Here is a 19,522-nt window from a genome sequence, read left to right on the forward strand (position 1 = left end):
CGTCCGCACCGCGGACGGGAAGCCGAATTCGAAAGGAACGAACATGAACGTCCTGGTCATCGGGGGAGCCGGACGGGTGGGACGGCGCGTCGTGGCCGAACTCGTGGAGCACTCCGGCCACGCCGTCACGATCGCCGACCGTGTGCCACCCGAAGGCTCGCCGGTGGCGTTCGCCGAGGTGGACCTCGCCGACGACGCGGCACTGGCCCGCGTCCTGGCCGGTGCCGACGTGGTGGTCAACACGACCGGCCCGTTCGACCTGTGGGGCGCCAAGGTGCTCGACGTCGCCATCGAGCAGGGCGTGCACTACGTCGACGTCTGCGACGACCCGGCCGCGACCGAGGAGCTGATGAAACGCGACGCCGCCGCGCGGCGGGCCGGCGTGCGCGCCATCGTCGGGCTGGGCGTGAGCCCGGGGCTCACCAACTACCTCGGCATGATCGCCGCACGCGGACTCGACGAGGTCGACACCGTCGCCACCTTCTGGGGCGACTCCCGCGAGGGCATGGACCCGGACGCCGCCGCCGAGCACGCGCACGCCCTCGCCGCGGCGTTCACCGCCGGCCGGGCGGCCTACACGCATCTGATCATGCAGACGGCGGCCGACGTCCCCGTGTGGCGCGACGGCGCGCCGGTGCGGGAGCGGGCGTGGCGGACGGCCTACCGGGTGCGTGCGTCCAACGGCGAGACCGGCCTCTACCGCATGATCGGGCACCCCGAACCCGTCACCATGCCCCGCGCCGTCACGCTGCGGGACTGCGTCAACATCGGGACGGTCAACGCCGGGACGGACCGGCTCATGCTGCCGGTCCTCGACCGGGTCGCCGCCGGCGAGCTGACCCCCGAAGCCGCGATCGCCGAGATCGCCGCGCAGCTCACCGCGCATCCGCAGGCCCTCGCGACCCCGTCGCGGGGACCCCGGCTGCGCCGGCTGATCGGCGCGGTCGCCACCGGCACCGCGGGCGGGCGGGCGGAGGGGATCATCGTCTTCCCCGGCGGGCCGGTGGACGGCTCCATGAGCCTGGAGACCGCGCGTCCGGCCGTCGTGGGCGTCCTGCGCATCGACGAGGCCCCCGCCGGCGTCCACGCTCCCGAGGGCGCCTTCGAGGCGAGCGCCTTCCTTGAGCACTATGCCGCCGTGTACTGGGACGGCGGCGAACCGTACATCAAGGACGTCGCGGGCCCGGGCGCCCTCACCGTCGAGGAGAGCTGAGATGGCCTTCACCTGGGAATCCGCCCTGGAGGAGCTGAGGCGGCGGCACGAGGAGTCACGCCGGCTCGGCGGCCCGGAACGCATCGAGCGGCAGCACGCCCAGGGCCGCCTCACCATCCGGGAGCGCATCGACCGGATCGCCGACGACTTCACCGAGGTCGGCGAGTTCGCCTCGATCCCGATCCGGGACGCGGCGGGGAACGAGGTCGGCTCCCTGCCGTCCAGCTACGTGTGCGGCCTCGGGACGATCGACGGACGCCAGGTCGCCATCGGCGGCGAGGACTTCACCGTCCGCGCCGGCGCGCCGCAGACCTACCTCGACCGCTGGAAGGGCGGCATGGGCGGCTTCGTTGAGGACCTCGCCCACGAGTACCGCATTCCGCTCGTCCTGTTCATGGAGGGCATCGGCGGCGATGTCTCCGCGCAGGACGAGAAGGGCCACTCCTACCTCGTCAGCTCGATGAGCTGGCGGCGCAGCTTCGAGCTGATGGCCGAGGTGCCGGTCCTGGTCGCCGTCCTCGGCTCGGCCGCCGGAGGGACGGCCGGACGCGCCGTGGTCAGCCACTTCAGCGTCATCAGCAGGGGCAGCGTGCTGTTCGCCGGCGGGCCGCCCGTCGTCCGGCGCGCCCTCGGCCAGACCGTCGACAAGCACGAGCTCGGCGGCGCCGAGATGCACACCAGCGTGTCCGGGGCCGTGGACAACCTGGCCGAGGACGAGGCCGACGCCCTCGACCAGCTGCGCCGCGTCCTGTCCTACCTTCCGCAGAACGTGTGGGAACTCCCGCCGCGCGGTGACCGCAGCGATCCGGTGGACCGTTCCTGCGACGAACTGCTGAAGCTCGTCCCGGAGAACCGGCGGCGCCCCTACAAGATGCGCGAGGTGATGCGCACCATCGTCGACCGGGACTCGTTCTTCGAGGTGGGGCCGGGCTGGGGCAAGGCCGTCATCACGGCCTTCGCCCGCATCGACGGCATCCCGGTCGGGGTCATCGGCAGCAACCCCATGCACATCGCGGGGGCGCTGGACGGCGCCGCCGCCGAGAAGCAGATCCGCTTCGTGGACCTGTGCAGCACCTTCCACCTGCCCATCGTCTACCTCGTGGACGTCCCCGGATTCATGGTCGGCCCCGAGGCCGAACGGGCGGGGGTGGTGCGCATGGGCATGCGGGCGATCCAGTCGATCATCGAGGCCGAGGTGCCGGTCGTCACCGTCCACGTCCGCAAGGCCTACGGCATGGCGGTGTCGGCCACCTCCAACCCGGACGCGCTGGGGCTGCGCATCGCCTGGCCCAGCGTCGAGTGGGGCGACATGCCGATCGAGGGGGGCGTCGAGGCCGGGTTCCGCCGCGAGATCGAGCGGGCGGACGACCCGGACGCGTTCCGCCGGCAGGCCGAGGAGCGCCTCCTCGCGCTCGCCGATCCGTGGAAGACGGTCGAGGCGTTCGGCATGGAGATGATGATCGATCCCCGCCGCACCCGCCGGGTCGTCGCCGACTTCCTCAACGCGAGCCTGCACGCGATGCGGTCCCGCCTCGGCCGCGGTGACCGCCGCTGGACCATGCGCCCGTGAGCGCCGCGCCCGAGGAACCCGAGGAATCCAAGAAACCCGAGGAAACAGCACCATGCACGAAGTACGCGCCGAGCTGACCGCCAGCGTGTGGAAGATCCTCGCCCGGCCTGGAACGCCGGTCGCCCCGGGGGAGGAGATCGCGATCCTGGAGTCGATGAAGATGGAGATCCCGGTCGAGGCGCCCGTCGGCGGCGTCCTCACCGAGTTCGTCGTCGCCGAGGGCGCATCCGTCCAGGAGGGCGACCTCCTCGCCCGCATCACCGCCGACTGACCGCCGTACGGGAGACCCGATGTTCGACTGCCTGCTCATCGCGAACCGCGGCGAGATCGCCGTGCGCGTCATCCGGACCGCCAAGCGACTCGGCATCCGGACCGTGGCCGTCTTCTCCGACGCCGACGCCGCCGCCCGGCACGTCGAGGAGGCGGACGAGGCCGTCCGCATCGGGCCGCCCCCCGTCGCGCGGTCCTACCTCGACATGGACGCCGTTCTCGCCGCCGCGTCCGCGTGCGGCGCGGACGCCGTCCATCCCGGGTACGGGTTCCTGTCCGAGAACGCCGAGTTCGCGCGGCGGGTCCAGGCGGCGGGGATGACGTGGGTCGGCCCCGACCCGGACCACATCGCGCGGATGGGCGACAAGATCGAGGCCCGCAACCTCATGGCGTCCCACGGCGTGCCGGTCTCGCGGGGCACCCCGCGCCCGCCGGGCGACGCCGCCGCGGCGCAGGCCGAGGCCGCCCGCATCGGCTATCCCCTGATGGTGAAGGCCGCGAGCGGCGGCGGCGGGATCGGCATGACGATCATCCGGGACGCCGCGGACCTCGGCCCGGCGTTCCAGGCCGCCCGCACCAGGGCGGAGCGGATGTTCGGCTCCCCCGACGTCCTGCTGGAGCAGTACATCGAGCCCGCCCGCCACATCGAGGCGCAGATCCTCGGCCTGGGCGACGGCCGGGTCCTCACCCTCGGCGAACGGGACTGCTCGATCCAGCGCCGCTTCCAGAAGGTGATCGAGGAGACCCCCGCCCCGGGCATCTCCGCTGAGCTGAGGCGGCGGATGCTGGACGTCAGCCGCCGGGCCGGGGAGGCGCTCGGCTACCGCGGGGCGGGCACACTGGAGTACCTGGTCGACCCGCGCACCGAGGAGTTCGTCTTCCTGGAGATGAACACCCGGCTCCAGGTGGAGCACCCGGTCACCGAACTCGTCACCGGCATGGACCTCGTCGAGGCCCAGTTGCTCGTCGCGGCCCGCGAGGACGCCGGGCTCACCGAACCGTCCCGCCGCGACCACGCGATCGAACTCAGGATCTACGCCGAGGACCCGGTCCGGATGTTCCCCTCTCCCGGACGCATCGAGCAGTGGAAGGAGCCGGCCGGCGAGCACGTCCGGGTCGACACCGGCTACCGCACCGGGGACGAGGTGACGCCCCACTACGATCCGCTCCTGGCCAAGCTGTGCACCGCCGCGGCCACCCGGGAGGCCGCGATCGAGTCGGCCCGCCGCGCCGTCGACGACTTCACCGTCACCGGGATCAAGACGAACCTGCCGCTGCTGCGGCGCGTCCTCGACAGCGAAGCCTTCCGCAGCGGAACCTTCGACACCAAGACCCTGGAAACGGCCCGCCCACGGTGAGGCGGACCCCTCTTCCCCGCCGCCTCGCCCGGTAGCCGAGCCGCCCGGCCGCCGCCGGCATCTTCCGCTTCGCTGCCCGCGCCGGGTGATTCGGGATGTAGTGATGCGCCTGCGCGGCGTTCTTCTCCCGATTTCTCTCCTCCAACCTCTTGACGAGAACACATGATTCAGTGTGCTGTATACAGCATTACGCCGGAGGAGCGGAGGAGACAAGGTTGCGACCCACCTCGGACCGCGGTCGGTGCTGAGCGTGTAGGTCGCCGGCCGCGTGGCCGGAAGGGCGGCATGGCCACCGCAGAGGTCACCGTCCGGTCGAAGGGCGTGCGAGGGCTCCCCCGAAGCATCATCACAGGACATGGAGTTGGACCATGATCGTCAATTGGTTGCGCGGCCGGAAGGGTCTCGGCCGGCGCGTTGAAGGCGGCACCGGGCGGGGAGCGGGCAGGAGCGCGGCCGTGCGGGGCGGTGCCCTCGTGGTCACCGCGGCCCTGCTCAGCGGATGCGCCGGGTTCGGCGGCGGCGGTTCGGGCGGCGGCGAGGACGAGGGCTACGACCTCGTCCGGAACGGGGAGTTCGCCTTCGCCCTGAGCGGGCAGCTCGCCCCGTTCAGCTTCTACGAGAACGGCAAGCTCACCGGCTTCGACGTCGCCATCGGAACGGAGGTGGCGAAACGGCTCAAGCTCACCCCCAAGCCGGCCACCGGAGCGTTCAACACCCTGCTCGCGGGTCTGCAGGCGGGCCGCTACGACGCGATCGTCGGCTCGATGACCAACACCCCGGAGCGGGCGAAGGTCGTGGACTTCTCCAACGACTACTACAAGTCGGGCGCGTTCCTGTGGGTGAAGTCGGCCTCCACCGCGGGATCCATCGACGACCTGCGCAACGCCGTGGTCGGGGTCCCGCTGGGCAGCACCTTCGAAGCGGAGATGAAGAAGAAGTCCAACGTCAAGAAGGTGAAGACGTACGAGAGCGACGTCGACGCCCTCAACGACGTCCCCACCGGGCGCATCGACGCCGCGATCGTCGACAAGCTGGTCGGCGCCTACGCCGCCAAGAAGGCCGGCCTGCAGGTCAAGCCGGTGGGGCCCTCGCTGGTGGACAACCCGGCGGCCATCCCGGTCCGCAAGAAGCACGGCAAGCTGCTGGCGGCCGTCAACAAGGCGCTGGCGGACATGAAGGCCGACGGCACCTACACCAGGATCTTCCGGCAGTGGTTCGGCATCGACCCCACCGATTCGTGAGGGCCGCCCTTCATGCAGTGGCTCTCCGACTTCATCGATACCGCGCCGGTCTTCCTGGACGCGCTGTGGCTCACGCTGCAACTGGCGCTGTGGTCGATCGTGCTCGCCGCCGTCCTGGGCGCGGTCCTGGCCTACTGCCGGTTGAGCCGGCTGGGGCCGGTGCGGGCGCTGGCGGCCGGCTACGTCTCCCTCATCCGGGGGACGCCGCTGGTCACCCAGCTGTTCATCATCTACTTCGGGCTGGCCTCGATCGTGACCATCGAGGCGTTCTGGGCCGGCGTGATCGGGCTCTCGGTGCACAACGCGGCGTACGTGGCGGAGATCTACCGGTCCGGGATCCAGTCGGTGCCCACCGGGCAGGTCGAGGCGGGCCGTTCCCTGGGCATGAGCTCGTGGAAGACGATGCGGCTGGTGATCGCGCCGCAGGCGCTGCGCACCGTCCTGCCCTCGCTGGGCAACCAGTTCATCATCGCGGTGAAGGACACCTCGGTCGCGGCGTTCATCACCGTGGCCGAGCTGTTCCGGACGGCGCAGATCGTGGCCGCGGAGAAGTTCCGGCCACTGGAGTTCTACGTGATCGTCGGGATCTACTACCTGGTCATCGTGCTGCTGCTGTCGGGAGGCGTCCGGATGCTGGAAAGGCGCATGGGAAGGTACGGCGTCTGATGGTGGTGCGGATCCGCGGGGCGGCCAAGGCGTTCGGTCCGGTGACGGTGTTCGAGGGCATCGACCTGGACGTGCACCAGAGCGAGGTCGTCGTGCTCATCGGACCGTCCGGGGCGGGCAAGAGCACCCTGCTGCGCTGCGTGAACGGGCTGGAGCGGCTCGACGCCGGGACCATCGACATCAGCGGCGAACGGCTCAGCTACCAGCAGGGCCCGCTCAACCGCATCCGCCGCAACGTCGGGATGGTCTTCCAGAGCTTCAACCTCTTCCCGCACATGTCGGTGCTCGGCAACGTCATGTGCGCGCCGGTCAAGGTGGCGGGCAGGCCGCGCGACGAAGCCCGGCAGGAGGCCCGGCAGCTGCTGGACAAGGTCGGGCTCGCCGACAAGTGCGATTCCTTTCCGTCCAGCCTGTCGGGCGGGCAGCGCCAGCGGGTGGCGATCGCCCGCGCGCTGGCGATGCGTCCCCAGCTGATGCTGTTCGACGAGCCGACCTCGGCGCTCGACCCCGAACTGGTCGGTGAGGTCCTGGAGGTCATGCGGGCGCTGGCCACCGAGGGCATGACCATGATCGTCGTCACGCATGAGATGCAGTTCGCCCGCAAGGTCGCCGACCGGGTGGTCCTGGTCGCCGACGGCGGGATCGTCGAACAGGGCAGCCCGCAGGCCGTCCTGGACGAACCGGCCACGCCGCGCGCGAGGGCCTTCCTGAACGCGGTACTCGAGCGCTGAGGCGGGAAAGCGAATGTCACGTGTGCTGTACCGGGGCGGCGTCGTCCACTCACCCGTGGACGACGGCGCGACGGCGCTGATGCTGGAGGGCGACACCATCGCCTGGGTGGGCCGCGACCAGGACCCCGAGGCCGACGGCCACGGCGCCGACGAGGTCGTGGAACTGGCCGGTGCGCTGGTCACCCCCGCTTTCGTCGACACCCATGTCCATGTCACCGCGACCGGGGTGGCGCTGGACGGGCTGGATCTCAGCGGCTGCCCGTCCCTGCGGGAGGCGCTGCGGCGGCTCGCCGAGCACGCCGCCGCGCGCCCGGCCGAGATCCTGATCGGGCACGGCTGGGACGAGACCCGCTGGCCCGAGCGCCGGCCGCCCACCGCCGCCGAACTCGACGCCGCCACCGGGGGAGCGGCCTGCTACCTGTCCCGGACCGACGCGCACTCCGGGGCCGTGTCCACGGCGCTGCTGGCCGCGGTCCCGCAGGCCCGCGCGCAGGCCGGCTTCGACCCCGGCGGGCTGGTGCGGCTGGACGCCCACCACACCATCCGCCGGTACGCCTTCGACTGCCTCACCGCGCAGCAGCGCCGCCGCATCCAGCGCCGGACGCTGCAGGAGGCGGCCCGCCGCGGCATCGGCTGCCTGCACGAGAACGCCGCACCCGGCCTGTCCAGCGAGGACGACCTGTCCGCACTCCTCGAACTGGCCCGCGGCGAACCCCTTCCGGAGGTGATCGGTTACTGGGGCGAGATCGGCGCCGCCGCGCTCGCCCACCGGCACGGCCTGGCCGGCCTGGCCGGCGACCTGCTCGCCGACGGCTCGATCGGATCCCATACCGCCTGCCTGACCAGCCCTTACGCTGACGCGCCCGGGAACACCGGCCACGCCTACCGGACCGTCGAGGAGGTCGCCCAGCACGTCCTGGACTGCACTCGCCAGGGCCTCCAGGCCGGGTTCCACGCCATCGGCGACGGCGCGCTGCGGACGGTCCTGCGCGGCTTCGAGGAGGCGGAGGCCCGCATCGGAACCGAACGCGTCAGAGCCGGCCGCCACCGGCTGGAACACGTCGAGATGCTCGACGCCGACATGATCGCGGTCATGGCGCGGCTGGGGATCGCGGCGAGCGTCCAGCCGATCGCGGACACCCTCTGGGGCGGAACCGGCGGCATGTACGCCGACCGGCTCGGCGTGGAGCGGGTCGGCTCGATGAATCCGTTCCGGGCGCTCCTGGACGCGGGGGTGCCGCTCGCGCTCAGCTCGGACTCGCCCATCATGCCGATGGGGCCCTGGCAGGCCGTCCGCGCCGCCGTCGGCCATCACAACCCCGAGCAGCGGATCACGGTCACCGAGGCGGTCCGCGCTCACACCGCCGGCGGCCGGCGAGCCGCGGGCCGCGACGAAAGCGGATGCCTGGAGCCGGGCGCACCGGCCTCCATCACGATCTGGGACTGTCCCGCGCTGGATCCCGGCACCCGCCTGCCCGACATGGAGGCCGGAACCGACGACCCCACCTGCCTTCAGACCGTGGTCAGGGGACGCACCATCCACACCCTGTGAACGGAACCGGAAACCGCCTCCCCGCCCCGGGGCCTGTGTCGCCCGGGACGGGGAGGCGGTGCGCGGTCAGGACTCCAGCCAGGGGAGGGTGAAGCGGCTGAAGACGATGCCGCCGGTGGCTCCGATCTCGTAAAGGTCGCCTACAGAGCCGTCTGCCAGCACGGCCATGGTGGATTGACGCGCTCCCCGGCCTGAAGGCCGGGGATTCAGCCTGTGCCGCGTGTGCGGCACTTCTGTGGCTTCCTGTTTCACCGGGTCCCGCCTCCGCTACGCGGAAGGTCTTACGGTCCCTCCACAGGCGTTTCGCCTGTCCGCCCGCCCGGCGGCCAGGATGTTGATCGCGGCGTTGACATCGCGGTCGTGGACCGCGCCGCACGGGCACCGCCACTCGCGGATGTTCAGCGGCATCGCTTCGGCGACCGTCCCGCACGCCGAGCACAGCTTGGAGGAGGGGAACCAGCGGTCCACCTTCGCGAACGTGCGGCCGTACCGTTGCGCCTTGTATTCGAGCATCGCGACGAACTGGGACCAGCCCGCGTCGTGCACGGACCTGGCCAGGCGGGTGCGGGCCAGACCGGACACGCACAGGTCCTCCACGTAGACCGCTTGGTTGTCGCGGATCAACCGGGTGGACAGCTTGTGGTGATGGTCCCGCCGCGCATCGGCCACGCGGGCGTGCAGCCCCGCGACCCGCGCGGCCGCCTTCCGCCGGTTCGCCGACCCCTTCCGCTTACGCGACAGCACCCGCTGCGCCTTTCTGAGCCGGCGCTCGGCGCGGCGCAGGAACCGCGGAGAGGTGATCTTCCGGCCGTCCGAGGTCACCGCGAAATGCGTCAATCCCAGATCGATGCCGACCTCGGCCGCCACCTCCGGCAGCGGCTCGCTGGTCGTCTCGACCACGAAGGAGGCGAAGTACCGGCCGGCCGCGTCCTTGATCACCGTCACCGAGGACGGCTCGGACGGCAGCGGACGGGACCACCGCACCCGCACGTCCCCGATCTTGGGCAGGCGCAGCCTCCCGCCCGCCGTGACCGTGAAGCGGGCGTTGCGGGTGAACCGGACCGCCTGCCGCCGGTCCTTGCGGGACCGGAACCTGGGCGCCGCGACCTTGCGGCCTTTGCGTTTCCCCGACAGTGACGCGAACCAGTTGCGGTAGGCGGTGTTCAGGTCGGCCAGGGCCTGCTGGAGCACCACGGCCGACACCTCGCCCAGCCACGCCCGCCCGGTGGTCTTCTTGGCCTCGGTGATGACCAGCTTGGACAACTCCCCGTCCGAGGGGCAGGGCAGCCCGGCCGCATGCGCATCCCGCCGTGCGCGCAGAGCGTCGTTGAACACCACCCGCGCGCACCCGAACGCCCTGGCCAGCGCCTGCTGCTGACCGGGGGCCGGGTAGAGCCGGAAGTTGTACCTGAGCTGCACTCCCGAATCGTATCTTCATGCGCTGAGCCGGTCCGGTCAGAACACGCTCGGGCCCGGCGGCCCTCCCGCGCGGGCCTTCACCCCCGGCCTGAAGGCCGGAGCACTGGCCCGCACATCGGTAGCCGGCGCTGTCGCCGGCGGCGACGTCGGCGGTCCAGGTGCCGACGCCGGGCCAGGTCAGGGTGAACGTGGTGGCGGCGGAGGACCGGTTGACGACGGTCTCCTGGATGCGGCTGGACGTGCAGTCCTGCGCCACGACGGCGGACTGGGCGACGGCGGACTGGGGGAGGGCGGCGTGCGCGGGGACGGCGGACGCCGAGGCCAGGACGGTGATCAAGGCCACCGCGGCACCGGATCGGGGGGATGGGGGCATGACCGGAACCCTTCTGTAGGACATGGGATGTAGGATGTCCTTGGCGGTGAACCTAGAGGGGGTCGCCGGAGGCGTCAAGCCCCGGGTTCAGCTCTCGGGGTCGCGCTCGTCGGGTGCCTCGTCGCGCGCCCTGTCGAGCCGGTCGCGGATGCCGCGGAAGTGGGCGGCCATCGCCGCCGTGGCGGCCTCGCGGTCGCCGGCGCGCAGCGCCTCGTAGATGTCGCGGTGCCGCTGGGCGACGTCGGCCGCCTCCTGCTCGACGGGCGCGAGGTCGTGCTGCAGCGTCCGGTAGACGTCCCAGAACGCGCCGAGGAGCTGGTTGACGATCGGGTTGGCGAGCGGCTTGTAGAGCAGTTCGTGGAAGATCCGGTCGGTCTCCGGGGTCACCTGCCCGGACCCGGCCTCGGCGTCCATGCGCCGCATGATCTCGTCCAGTTCGGTGTTGCCGGCCTGGAGCCCGCGGTCGATCACCTTCTCGATGAGGCCGCGTTCGAGAACCTCGCGGACGTCCACCAGGTGCGCCAGGTCGTCGCGGCCCTGCCGCTTGGAGATGCGGGCGTGGAAGGTCAGCTCGTCCACCAGCGCGTCCAGCGACATGGTTCCGACGTACATGCCGAAGCCGTGCCTGATCTCCACGATGCCGACGGCCTGGAGGGCCTTCAGCGCCTCGCGCAGCGAGTTGCGGCTGACGTCGAGCTCCTCGACCAGCTCGAACTCGGTGGGCATCGGATCGCCGACCGCGAGACCGCGCTCCAGGATCAGCTGCTTGATCCGCTGCTGCACCTCCTCGGTCCGGCTGCTCCGGCCGCGCGTCGCACGTCCCCGCGTCCGCGCTGCGGTCATCGGCTCACGCTCCCCATCCCCCTCGGATCTGCGGTGGTCCGGCCCTTGACCTCGCCGGTGCCGACGCCTACGGTACACGACGAACGACGTTGGATGTCCTACCTCCCTTGCCACCTGCGCAGAGCCCCCGACCTCTCACCCCAAGGAGACGACGTGACCGATCTCCAGCCCGACCGCGGCCTGCACCGCCGCGACTTCCTGCGCTACACCGGACTGCTCGGCGCGGCCGCGACGATCAGCGCCGGTCTGGCCGCGTGCGGCGGCCCGTCCTCCACCGGATCCGGCGGCTCCGGCGGTTCCAAGGACACCATCCAGGCCGCCCTCGCCTACGCCCTGTCCGGCGGCTTCGACCCCATGACGGCCTCCAGCGCCGTCGCCGTGGCCGCCAACCTCCACGTGCTGGAGCCCCTGGTCGACCTCGACCCGGTCACCCGGCAGCCCTACAACGCGCTCGCCAAGGCCGCGCCCGCCAAGGTCGACGACACCACCTACCGGGTCACGCTCCGCGACGGCGCGAAGTTCCACGACGGTTCCCCCGTCACCGCCGACGACGTCGTCTTCAGCTTCGAACGCGTCCTCGACCCGAAGAACGCCTCGCTGTTCGTCCAGTTCCTGCCCTTCCTGGACGGGGTGAAGAAGGTCGACGCGAGCACGGTCGAGTTCAAGCTCACCTACCCCTTCGCGCTGTTCTCCGAGCGGCTGTCGGTGGTCAGGATCGTGCCCAAGGGGATCGTCCAGGCCGACCAGAAGAAGTTCGACGCGCTGCCGGTCGGTTCCGGGCCGTTCAAGCTGACCGCCGCGAGCGCCACCGGCGGGCTGTCGTTCGCCAAGTTCGACGGTTACGGCGGGCCGCGCCCCGCGAAGGTCGCCACGATGACCTGGCTGCTGCTGTCCGAGCCGTCCACCCGCGTCACCGCGCTCCAGTCCGGCCGCGTCCAGGCGATCGAGGCCGTCCCCTACCTGAACGCCGACGCGCTGTCGAAGTCCGCGGCCGTCCAGTCGGTGCAGAGCTTCGGGCTGCTGTTCCTGATGTTCAACTGCAAGGCCAAGCCGTTCGACGACGTGCGCGTCCGGCAGGCGCTGCACTACGCCCTGGACACCGACAAACTGATCAAGACGGCGCTGCTCGGCAACGCCGCCGCCGCGACCAGTTTCCTGCCCGCCGGCCACCCCGACTACGTCCCGGCCTCCACCGTCTACGGGTTCGACCCCGCCAAGGCCAAGAAGCTGCTGTCGGACGCCGGGGTCAGCGGCCTGAAGGTCGAACTGGTCACCACCGACACCGACTTCGTCAAGGACTGCGCGCCGCTGATCAAGCAGAGCTGGGACGCGGTCGGGGTCTCCACCACGCTGAACGTGGGCCAGTCGGGCGGCCAGTACTCCAACCGCATCGACACCGGCAAGTACCAGGTCATGGCGGCCCCCGGCGACCCGTCGGTGTTCGGCAACGACTGCGACCTGCTCATGCGCTGGTTCTATGTGGGGACGTGGCCCGACCACCGCAGCTACAACTCCGGCACCGCCGAGGCCAAGAAGGTCGTGGACCTGCTCGACAAGGCCGCACGCGAACCCGACGAGGGGGCCCGCCGGGGGCTGTGGAAGCAGGCCATCGACATCGTCGCGGAGCAGGCCGCGCTCTACCCGATCTTCCACCGCAAGCTGGTCACCGGCTGGAAGCGCGAGGCGCTGCCCGGATTCCGGCCGATGGCGACGACCGGGCTGTCGCTCCTGGGCGTCGACCGAGCCTGACGCCCCCGCCCGACAGAACGGACGCCCGACAGAGACGCCCGACAGAACGGACGCCGCCCATGGCAACGATCCTGCGCATGACGGCGGGACGGCTGCTGACCCTCGTGCCGATGGTGCTGGGGATCACGCTGTTCGTCTTCGTCGTCCTGCGCTTCTCACCCAACGATCCGGCCTACAACGCCCTCGGCGAGGGGGCCACCCCGCAGGCACGGCACGCCTACGCGGTCGAGCACGGGCTGACCGACCCGCTGCCGGTCCGCTACGTCCGGTTCCTGGCCGATCTGGTGCGCGGCGACCTCGGGGTGACCGCGCCGCCGAGCCGGCCCGTCACGGACGCGCTCGGCACGGCGTTCCCGCTCACGCTCCAGCTCACCGTCTTCGCGGTGCTGCTCGGCGTGCTGTTCGCCGGGATCCTGGGCGTCACCGCGGCACTGTTCCGGGACCGCTGGCCGGACCAGGCGATCAGGGTGCTGTCCATGACGGGCGTCGCGATGCCGTCGTTCTGGCTCGGCATCCTGCTGATCCAGCAGTTCGCGCTGCGGCTCGGCTGGTTCCCGACCGGCGGGTACGTCAACCCGGCCGACTCGCCGAGCGGGTGGCTGCGCAGCCTCACCCTGCCCGCGATCGCGATCGCCTTCCCGGTCGGGTCGCTGCTGACCCGGGTGGTGCGGACCGCGATGGTGGAGGAACTCGACCGCGACTACGTGCGCACCGCCATCGGCGGCGGGCTCCCGCGCGTGGTCGTGGTCGGCCGCAACGTCCTGCGCAACGCGCTGATCACCCCGCTGACCGTGCTCGGCCTGCAGATCGGCTACCTGCTGAGCGGCGCGGTCGTGGTCGAGGCGATCTTCGGGCTGCCCGGCCTCGGCACCCTGATCATGCAGGGCGTCACGGCGGGCGACCCGGCCCTCGTGCAGGGCGTGGTGCTCGGCATCGCGCTGACGTTCCTGGTGGTCAACCTGCTCGTGGACGTGCTGTACCTGTTCGTGAACCCGCGGCTGAGGGGAGCCACCCGATGAGCGGGACCGTGCGCACGACGAGCCGGGTGCTGCGGCGGCTGCCGCCCGCGTCCCGGGTCGCGCTGGGCGTGCTGCTGTTGATCGTCGCGGCCGGGCTCGCCGCGCCGCTGATCGCCCAGCACGATCCGCTGACCACCGGCATCGCCGGGCAGGGGCCGTCCGGCGCGCACTGGTTCGGCACCGACCGGGTCGGCCGGGACGTGTTCGCCCGCGTCCTGTACGGGGCGCGCTGGTCCCTCGCGATCGGCCTCGGCGCGACCCTGCTCGCCCTCGCCGCCGGGGCGCTGCTCGGTGCCCTGGCCGCCACCGCGCACCGCGCCGTCGACGAGATCGTGATGCGCTGCCTGGACGTGGTCATGGCGTTCCCGGCGGTCGCGCTGGCCGCCGTGCTCGTCACCGTGTTCGGCACCAGCCTCCCGGTGCTGATCTGCACCATCGCGTTCCTCTACGTCCCGCAGATCGCGCGGGTGGTACGGGGGAACGTGCTCTCGCAGTACGGCGAGGACTACGTCGCGGCGGAACGGGTGATCGGCGCGGGACGCCGGCACATCCTGCTCCGCCACGTCGCGATCAACTGCGCGGCGCCGATCCTGGTGTTCTGCACGATCGTCGTGGCCAACGCCATCGTGTTCGAGGCGAGCCTGTCGTTCATCGGCGCGGGCGTGCAGGACCCGGCCCCGTCGTGGGGCAGCGTCATCGCCTACGGCAAGTCGCTGGTGCTGGCGGGCGGCTGGTGGGCCACGTTCTTCCCCGGCCTGTTCATCCTCGTGACGGTGCTGGTGCTGAACATCCTGTCCGAGGGCGTATCGGACGCCTGGGCGGCGCCCGCCACCCGCACCGACACCGAGACGGACGCCGAGCCCGGCACCGGCGCCGGTGGGCACGCGGTGCCTGCGGCGCCGGCGTCACCGCGGGCGGTCGCCGGACTGCGGGAGGCGGGACGGCGGCTCGCGGACCGGGCCCGCCCGCTCCCGCAGGGCGAACCGCTGCTCCGCGTCGAGGACCTCACCATCGGCTTCCCCGAGCGCTACGGCGACCTGGACGTGGTCGACCGGGTGTCCCTGGACGTCCGCCCCGGCGAGGTGGTCGGGCTGGTCGGGGAGAGCGGCTGCGGCAAGAGCCTCACCAGCCTGGCGATCATGGGGCTGGAACCGGCCGCCGCCCGGGTCGGCGGCCGGCTGCTGTTCGACGGCCGCGACCTGCGCACGATGCCCGCCCGGGAGCGGCGCCGGCTGCTCGGCCACGAGATGGCGATGATCTACCAGGACGCGCTGTCGTCGCTCAACCCGGCGATGACGATCCGCGCCCAGCTCCGCCAGCTCACCCGGCGCGGCGGCACCCGGACCCCGGCCGAGCTGCTCGACCTCGTCGGGCTCGACCCGGACCGGACCCTGCGCAGCTACCCGCACGAACTGTCCGGCGGGCAGCGGCAGCGGGTGCTGATCGCCATGGCGCTGTCGCGGGACCCGCGGCTCGTCGTCGCGGACGAGCCGACCACCGCGCTGGACGTCACCGTCCAGGCCGCGGTCATGCGGCTGCTGCTGCGGCTGCGCGCCGAACTGGGCTTCGCGCTGATCCTCGTCTCGCACGACCTGGCGCTCGTCGCCGACGTCACCGACCGGGTGGTGGTGATGTACGGCGGGCAGGTCGCCGAGGCGGGGGTCACGTCCGAGCTGGTGGCCTCGTCCCGGCACCACTACGCCCGGGGGCTGCTCGGCGCGGTCGTGTCGCTGGAGGCCACCGGGAGCCGTCCCGAGCAGATCCCCGGGGTGGTCCCGTCGCCCGCGCGCTTCCCGGCGGGCTGCCGGTTCGCCGACCGCTGCGCGGCGGCGACACAGGTGTGCGCGGCGACCCGCCCGGAGCCGTCCGGCGATCCGCACCGGCACGCGTTCGCCTGCCATCACCCGATCGGCGAGCCCGCCGATCCGTCCGACCAGGTTCCGGCCAAGGCGGGAGGACCGCGATGACCACACCCGTCATGGAACTGCGCGACGTGCACGTCCGGTTGCCGGTGCGCGGCGGCGGGCCGTTCGGCCGCGCCGCGGTGCACGCACTGACCGGCGCCGATCTCACGGTCGGGCGCGGGGAGACGGTCGGGATCGTCGGCGAGTCGGGGTGCGGCAAGTCCACCCTCGCGAAGGTGCTCGTCGGCCTGACCCGCCCCACCTCCGGCACGGTGCTGTTCGAGGGGGACGACCTCGGCGCTCTGCGCCGCCGCGGACGCGCCGCGCGGCTCGGCGCGTCCGTGGGCATGGTCTTCCAGGACCCGGCCACGGCGCTCAACCGGCGGCTGCCCGTGCGCGCGATCCTGCGCGACCCGCTCGATGTGCACCGCCGGGGTACGCCGGCCGAGCGCGACGCGCGCGTCCGGGAACTGATGTCGCTGGTCGGGCTGCCGCCGCCGCTGGCCGGCGCGCTGCCCGGCCAGCTGTCGGGCGGCCAGCGGCAGCGCGTCGCGATCGCCCGCGCGCTCGCGCTGGAACCGGTGCTGCTCGTCGCGGACGAGCCGACCTCGGCGCTGGACGTGTCGGTCCGGGCGCAGATCCTCAACCTGCTGCTCGACCTGAAGGCCCGGCTCGGCCTGGCCATGGTGTTCGTCTCGCACGACATCCAGACGGTCCGCCGCATGTCCGACCGGGTGGTCACCATGTATCTCGGCCGGATCGTCGAGGAATCGCCGGCCGCCGTCGTGGCGCGCGGCGACACGCGCCACCCCTACACCCGGGCGCTGCTGTCGGCGACGCCGAGCCTGCTCGAACCGATGGAGCCGATCCGCCTGGACGGCCCCGTCCCCTCGGCCGTCCACCCGCCCAGCGGATGCCCGTTCCGCACCCGCTGCTGGCGCGCCGCCGACGAGTGCGGCGACGCCATGCCCGCCTTCACACCCGGCACCGAGGAAGGGCACCGGTACCGGTGCCTGCATCCCGTCACCGACCCGTCCGACCTCGCCCTGTCCACCGTTTCGCAGGAGATCCCGTGAACCCCGCTCCCACCGGCCGCACCGCCTCCGCCGCGTCCACCGCTTCATCGCCGTGGGGGCTCGGCGGGCTCACCGGCGTGGTGCCGCCCGTCTGCACACCGCTGACCCCCGCTCTGGAGGTGGACGTCCCGTCCCTCGAACGGCTCGTCGACCATCTCCTCGGCGCGGGCGTGGACGGGCTGTTCGTGCTCGGCTCCACCAGCGAGGTGGCCTTCCTGCCCGACGCGCACCGGCGCGTCGTCCTGGACACCGTGGTGAAGCACGTGGCGGGGCGGGTGCCCGTCCTCGGCGGGGTCATCGACATGACCACGCTGCGGGTCATCGAGCACGCCCGGATCGCGGCCGAGGCCGGCTGCGACGGCGTGGTCACGACCGCGCCGTTCTACACGCGCACCCACCCGCTGGAGATCGAAACGCATCTGCGCCAGGTCGCCGATGCCGTCCCGGTCCCCGTCTACGCCTACGACCTGCCGGTCTCCGTGCACTCCAAGCTGGACGGGCAGATGCTGGTGCGGCTCGCGGCCGAGGGGGTGCTCGCGGGCGTGAAGGACTCCAGCGGCGACGACGGCGGCCTGCGCACTCTCCTGCTCGCGCTGCGGGACGCCGAGGCGGCCGGGTTCAGCGTGCTGACCGGATCGGAACTGACCGTGGACACCGCGTTCGCGATGGGCGTCCAGGGCGTCGTGCCGGGCCTCGGCAATGTCGACCCGGCCGGCTACGCCCGGCTCTACCGGCACTGCCGGGCCGGACGGTGGGACGAGGCGCGGGCCGAGCAGGAACGGCTGCTGCGGCTCTTCGACATCGTCAACGCGGGTTCCCCCGGCCGGATGGGGCGCGGTTCGTCCGCGCTCGGCGCGTTCAAGACGGCCCTGCACCTCCTCGGCGTCATCGACTGCCCGCTGACGGCACCGCCGCAGGTCCCGCTCGACGCGGCGGAAACCGGGTTCGTCCGCGACCGGCTCGCCGCCGCCGGGCTGCTGTGACCACCGGCGACGGCGCGGACCTGTACGCGGCGCTCGACATCGGCGGGACGAAGATCGCCGCAGCGCTGGTGGACGGGCACGGAGCGGTCCGGCTGCGTGCCCGGACGGCGACGCCCGCCGGGGGCGGGGCCGCCGTGCTCACCGCGGCGGCCGGCCTGCTGGAAGGTCTCGGCACCGCCCGCGTCCGGGCCGTCGGAGTCGGCGCGCCCGGCGTCGTCGATCCGGAGACCGGCCGCGTCGTTTCCGCCACCGACGTGCTCCCCGGCTGGGCGGGGACGCCCGTGAAGGAGGTTCTGGCGCACCGGCTCGGCCTGCCCGTCGCAGTGGTCAACGACGTGCGCGCCATGGCGAACGGCGAAGCGAGGGCGGGAGCCGGAAGCGGGTACCACCGCGTCCTGCACGTCTCCGTGGGGACGGGTGTCGGCGGCGCGCTGACCACCGGTGGGCGCCTCGAACACGGAGCCCACGGCACCGCCGGGGAGGTCGCGCACCTGCTCGTCCCCGAACGCGGGCCGGTGCCGTGCGGCTGCGGAAGACGCGACCATCTGGAGGCCGTCGTCTCCGGCCCGGCCATCGAGGCCACCGGCGACGCGCGGCACGCCGGTTCCGTGCTGGGACGCGCCCTCGCGGGACTGCTCTGCGTCCTGGACCCGGACGCCGTCGTGCTCGGCGGCGGCGTCGCCCAGATCGGTGCGCCCTTCATCGACGCCGTCACCACCGCGTTCCAGGCCGAGGCGCTCCCGCCGCTGCGCGCGACGCCGATCGTCCCCGCCCGCCTCGGCACGGACGCGCCGCTCGTCGGCGCGGCCCTTCTCGCCAAGGCCGGCACGTCTCAGTGGAGCGTCCGATGACCCCCGAGTCCTTCGCCGCGGCCGTCGCCGGCCGGCTGATCGTGTCCTGCCAGGCCGGCGAGGGGCATCCGCTGCGCGACACGGCCACCCTCGTCCGGATGGCCCGCGCCGCCGCCGGGGGAGGCGCCGCCGCGATCCGCTGCGGCGGGGTCGGCGGCCTCCCGGACGTGGCCGCCGTCGCCGCTGCCGTGGACGTCCCCGTCATCGGGCTGACCAAGGACGGGACGGGCGGGGTGTTCATCACCCCCACCGTCACGGCGGCCCGCGCCGTCGCCGAGGCCGGGGCACAGGTGGTGGCCGCCGACGCCACCCGCCGTCCACGCCCGGACGGCCACCCGCTCACCGCGTCGATCGAGGCCGTCCATGACGCCGGCGCGCTGTTCATGGCCGACGTGTCGTCCCTGGAGGAGGGCGTGGCCGCCGCCGAGGCGGGAGCCGACGCCGTCGCCACCACCCTCGCCGGCTACACCCTCCCCGGACCCCCTCCCGACGGCCCCGATCTGGACCTCGTCCACGCGCTGCGCGAGGCGCTCCCGGATGCGCTGATCGTCGCCGAGGGCCGCTACCACTCGCCCGCGGCGGCGGCGTCCGCGATCCAGGCCGGCGCGACCTGCGTCGTGGTCGGAACCGCGATAACCGACCCTCAATGGATCACCGCGCAATTCACCACCGCCCTGTCACCCCCCTGAAGGAAAATCAGCCTG

Annotated in this window: 18 protein-coding genes; 16 read left to right on the plus strand and 2 right to left on the minus strand. The window is 72.6% G+C overall.

Annotation, left to right across the window (positions count from 1 at the left end; all coding sequences use genetic code 11):
* Window positions 1-43 precede the first annotated feature (43 nt).
* From ACQP1N_RS03785 to ACQP1N_RS03820, 8 genes are all read left to right on the plus strand, one after another.
* A complete protein-coding gene (locus tag ACQP1N_RS03785; protein WP_433229113.1) occupies window positions 44-1,213 on the plus strand; it encodes a saccharopine dehydrogenase NADP-binding domain-containing protein in 1,170 nt (389 codons plus the stop codon).
* A 1-nt stretch (window position 1,214) separates the two neighbouring features.
* Window positions 1,215-2,783 carry an acyl-CoA carboxylase subunit beta gene (locus ACQP1N_RS03790; protein WP_433229114.1) on the plus strand — a complete coding sequence of 523 codons (1,569 nt, stop codon included), beginning with the start codon at window positions 1,215-1,217 and terminating at the stop codon, window positions 2,781-2,783.
* A gap of 52 nt (window positions 2,784-2,835) precedes the next feature.
* Window positions 2,836-3,054, plus strand: a complete 219-nt coding sequence (locus tag ACQP1N_RS03795) for a biotin/lipoyl-binding carrier protein (protein WP_067793021.1) — start codon at window positions 2,836-2,838, stop codon at window positions 3,052-3,054.
* Window positions 3,055-3,073: 19 nt separating this feature from the next.
* Window positions 3,074-4,411, plus strand: a complete 1,338-nt coding sequence (locus ACQP1N_RS03800) for an acetyl-CoA carboxylase biotin carboxylase subunit (protein WP_433229116.1) — start codon at window positions 3,074-3,076, stop codon at window positions 4,409-4,411.
* 368 nt (window positions 4,412-4,779) lie between these two features.
* Complete coding sequence (locus ACQP1N_RS03805) at window positions 4,780-5,652, plus strand: transporter substrate-binding domain-containing protein (protein WP_084262341.1); 873 nt, start codon at window positions 4,780-4,782, stop codon at window positions 5,650-5,652.
* Between the two features lie 12 nt (window positions 5,653-5,664).
* Entirely contained in the window at window positions 5,665-6,318 is a 654-nt protein-coding gene (locus ACQP1N_RS03810) for an amino acid ABC transporter permease (RefSeq protein ID WP_067793012.1), read from the plus strand.
* The gene (locus ACQP1N_RS03815) at window positions 6,318-7,049 is read left to right on the plus strand and encodes an amino acid ABC transporter ATP-binding protein (RefSeq protein WP_067793009.1); all 732 of its coding nucleotides are present in this window, start codon (window positions 6,318-6,320) and stop codon (window positions 7,047-7,049) included. Before ACQP1N_RS03810 ends, ACQP1N_RS03815 begins: the two co-directional genes overlap by 1 nt.
* A 13-nt stretch (window positions 7,050-7,062) precedes the next feature.
* Complete coding sequence (locus tag ACQP1N_RS03820) at window positions 7,063-8,601, plus strand: amidohydrolase (RefSeq protein WP_433229119.1); 1,539 nt, start codon at window positions 7,063-7,065, stop codon at window positions 8,599-8,601.
* Window positions 8,602-8,868: 267 nt separating this feature from the next.
* Here ACQP1N_RS03820 and ACQP1N_RS03825 read toward each other — a convergent pair whose 3' ends face one another.
* Window positions 8,869-10,020, minus strand: coding sequence for an RNA-guided endonuclease InsQ/TnpB family protein (locus ACQP1N_RS03825; protein WP_131732309.1), 1,152 nt, complete (start codon window positions 10,018-10,020; stop codon window positions 8,869-8,871).
* Window positions 10,021-10,178: 158 nt separating this feature from the next.
* Here ACQP1N_RS03825 and ACQP1N_RS03830 point away from each other — a divergent pair, with 158 nt between their 5' ends.
* A complete protein-coding gene (locus ACQP1N_RS03830) occupies window positions 10,179-10,412 on the plus strand; it encodes a hypothetical protein (protein ID WP_433229121.1) in 234 nt (77 codons plus the stop codon).
* Between the two features lie 68 nt (window positions 10,413-10,480).
* Here the strand turns inward: ACQP1N_RS03830 and ACQP1N_RS03835 are convergent, their stop codons facing one another.
* Window positions 10,481-11,236: a FadR/GntR family transcriptional regulator gene (locus tag ACQP1N_RS03835; RefSeq protein ID WP_433229123.1), complete on the minus strand. Its 756-nt coding sequence runs from the start codon at window positions 11,234-11,236 to the stop codon at window positions 10,481-10,483.
* A 153-nt stretch (window positions 11,237-11,389) separates the two neighbouring features.
* On the opposite strand from ACQP1N_RS03835, the gene ACQP1N_RS03840 reads away from it, so the two are divergent.
* Genes ACQP1N_RS03840 through ACQP1N_RS03870 form a run of 7 tightly spaced genes read left to right on the plus strand, consistent with a single transcriptional unit; the run spans window position 11,390 to window position 19,507 of the window.
* The gene (locus ACQP1N_RS03840; RefSeq protein WP_067804523.1) at window positions 11,390-12,985 is read left to right on the plus strand and encodes an ABC transporter substrate-binding protein; all 1,596 of its coding nucleotides are present in this window, start codon (window positions 11,390-11,392) and stop codon (window positions 12,983-12,985) included.
* A 59-nt stretch (window positions 12,986-13,044) separates the two neighbouring features.
* A complete protein-coding gene (locus tag ACQP1N_RS03845) occupies window positions 13,045-14,004 on the plus strand; it encodes an ABC transporter permease (RefSeq protein WP_067804526.1) in 960 nt (319 codons plus the stop codon).
* Window positions 14,001-15,971 (plus strand): dipeptide/oligopeptide/nickel ABC transporter permease/ATP-binding protein, encoded by a 1,971-nt coding sequence (locus tag ACQP1N_RS03850; protein WP_433229125.1) that lies wholly within the window; start codon window positions 14,001-14,003, stop codon window positions 15,969-15,971. Before ACQP1N_RS03845 ends, ACQP1N_RS03850 begins: the two co-directional genes overlap by 4 nt.
* Window positions 15,968-16,984: an oligopeptide/dipeptide ABC transporter ATP-binding protein gene (locus ACQP1N_RS03855; protein WP_067804536.1), complete on the plus strand. Its 1,017-nt coding sequence runs from the start codon at window positions 15,968-15,970 to the stop codon at window positions 16,982-16,984. Before ACQP1N_RS03850 ends, ACQP1N_RS03855 begins: the two co-directional genes overlap by 4 nt.
* Complete coding sequence (locus tag ACQP1N_RS03860; RefSeq protein WP_433229127.1) at window positions 16,981-17,967, plus strand: dihydrodipicolinate synthase family protein; 987 nt, start codon at window positions 16,981-16,983, stop codon at window positions 17,965-17,967. Before ACQP1N_RS03855 ends, ACQP1N_RS03860 begins: the two co-directional genes overlap by 4 nt.
* Window positions 17,964-18,818 carry an ROK family protein gene (locus ACQP1N_RS03865; RefSeq protein WP_433229129.1) on the plus strand — a complete coding sequence of 285 codons (855 nt, stop codon included), beginning with the start codon at window positions 17,964-17,966 and terminating at the stop codon, window positions 18,816-18,818. The genes ACQP1N_RS03860 and ACQP1N_RS03865 overlap by 4 nt, the downstream gene beginning before the upstream one ends.
* Window positions 18,815-19,507: a putative N-acetylmannosamine-6-phosphate 2-epimerase gene (locus ACQP1N_RS03870; RefSeq protein WP_067804542.1), complete on the plus strand. Its 693-nt coding sequence runs from the start codon at window positions 18,815-18,817 to the stop codon at window positions 19,505-19,507. The genes ACQP1N_RS03865 and ACQP1N_RS03870 overlap by 4 nt, the downstream gene beginning before the upstream one ends.
* The last annotated feature ends 15 nt before the right edge of the window (window positions 19,508-19,522 follow it).

Source organism: Actinomadura formosensis (assembly GCF_050948385.1).
In the GTDB taxonomy this organism is placed as follows: Bacteria; Actinomycetota; Actinomycetes; order Streptosporangiales; family Streptosporangiaceae; genus Spirillospora; species Spirillospora formosensis.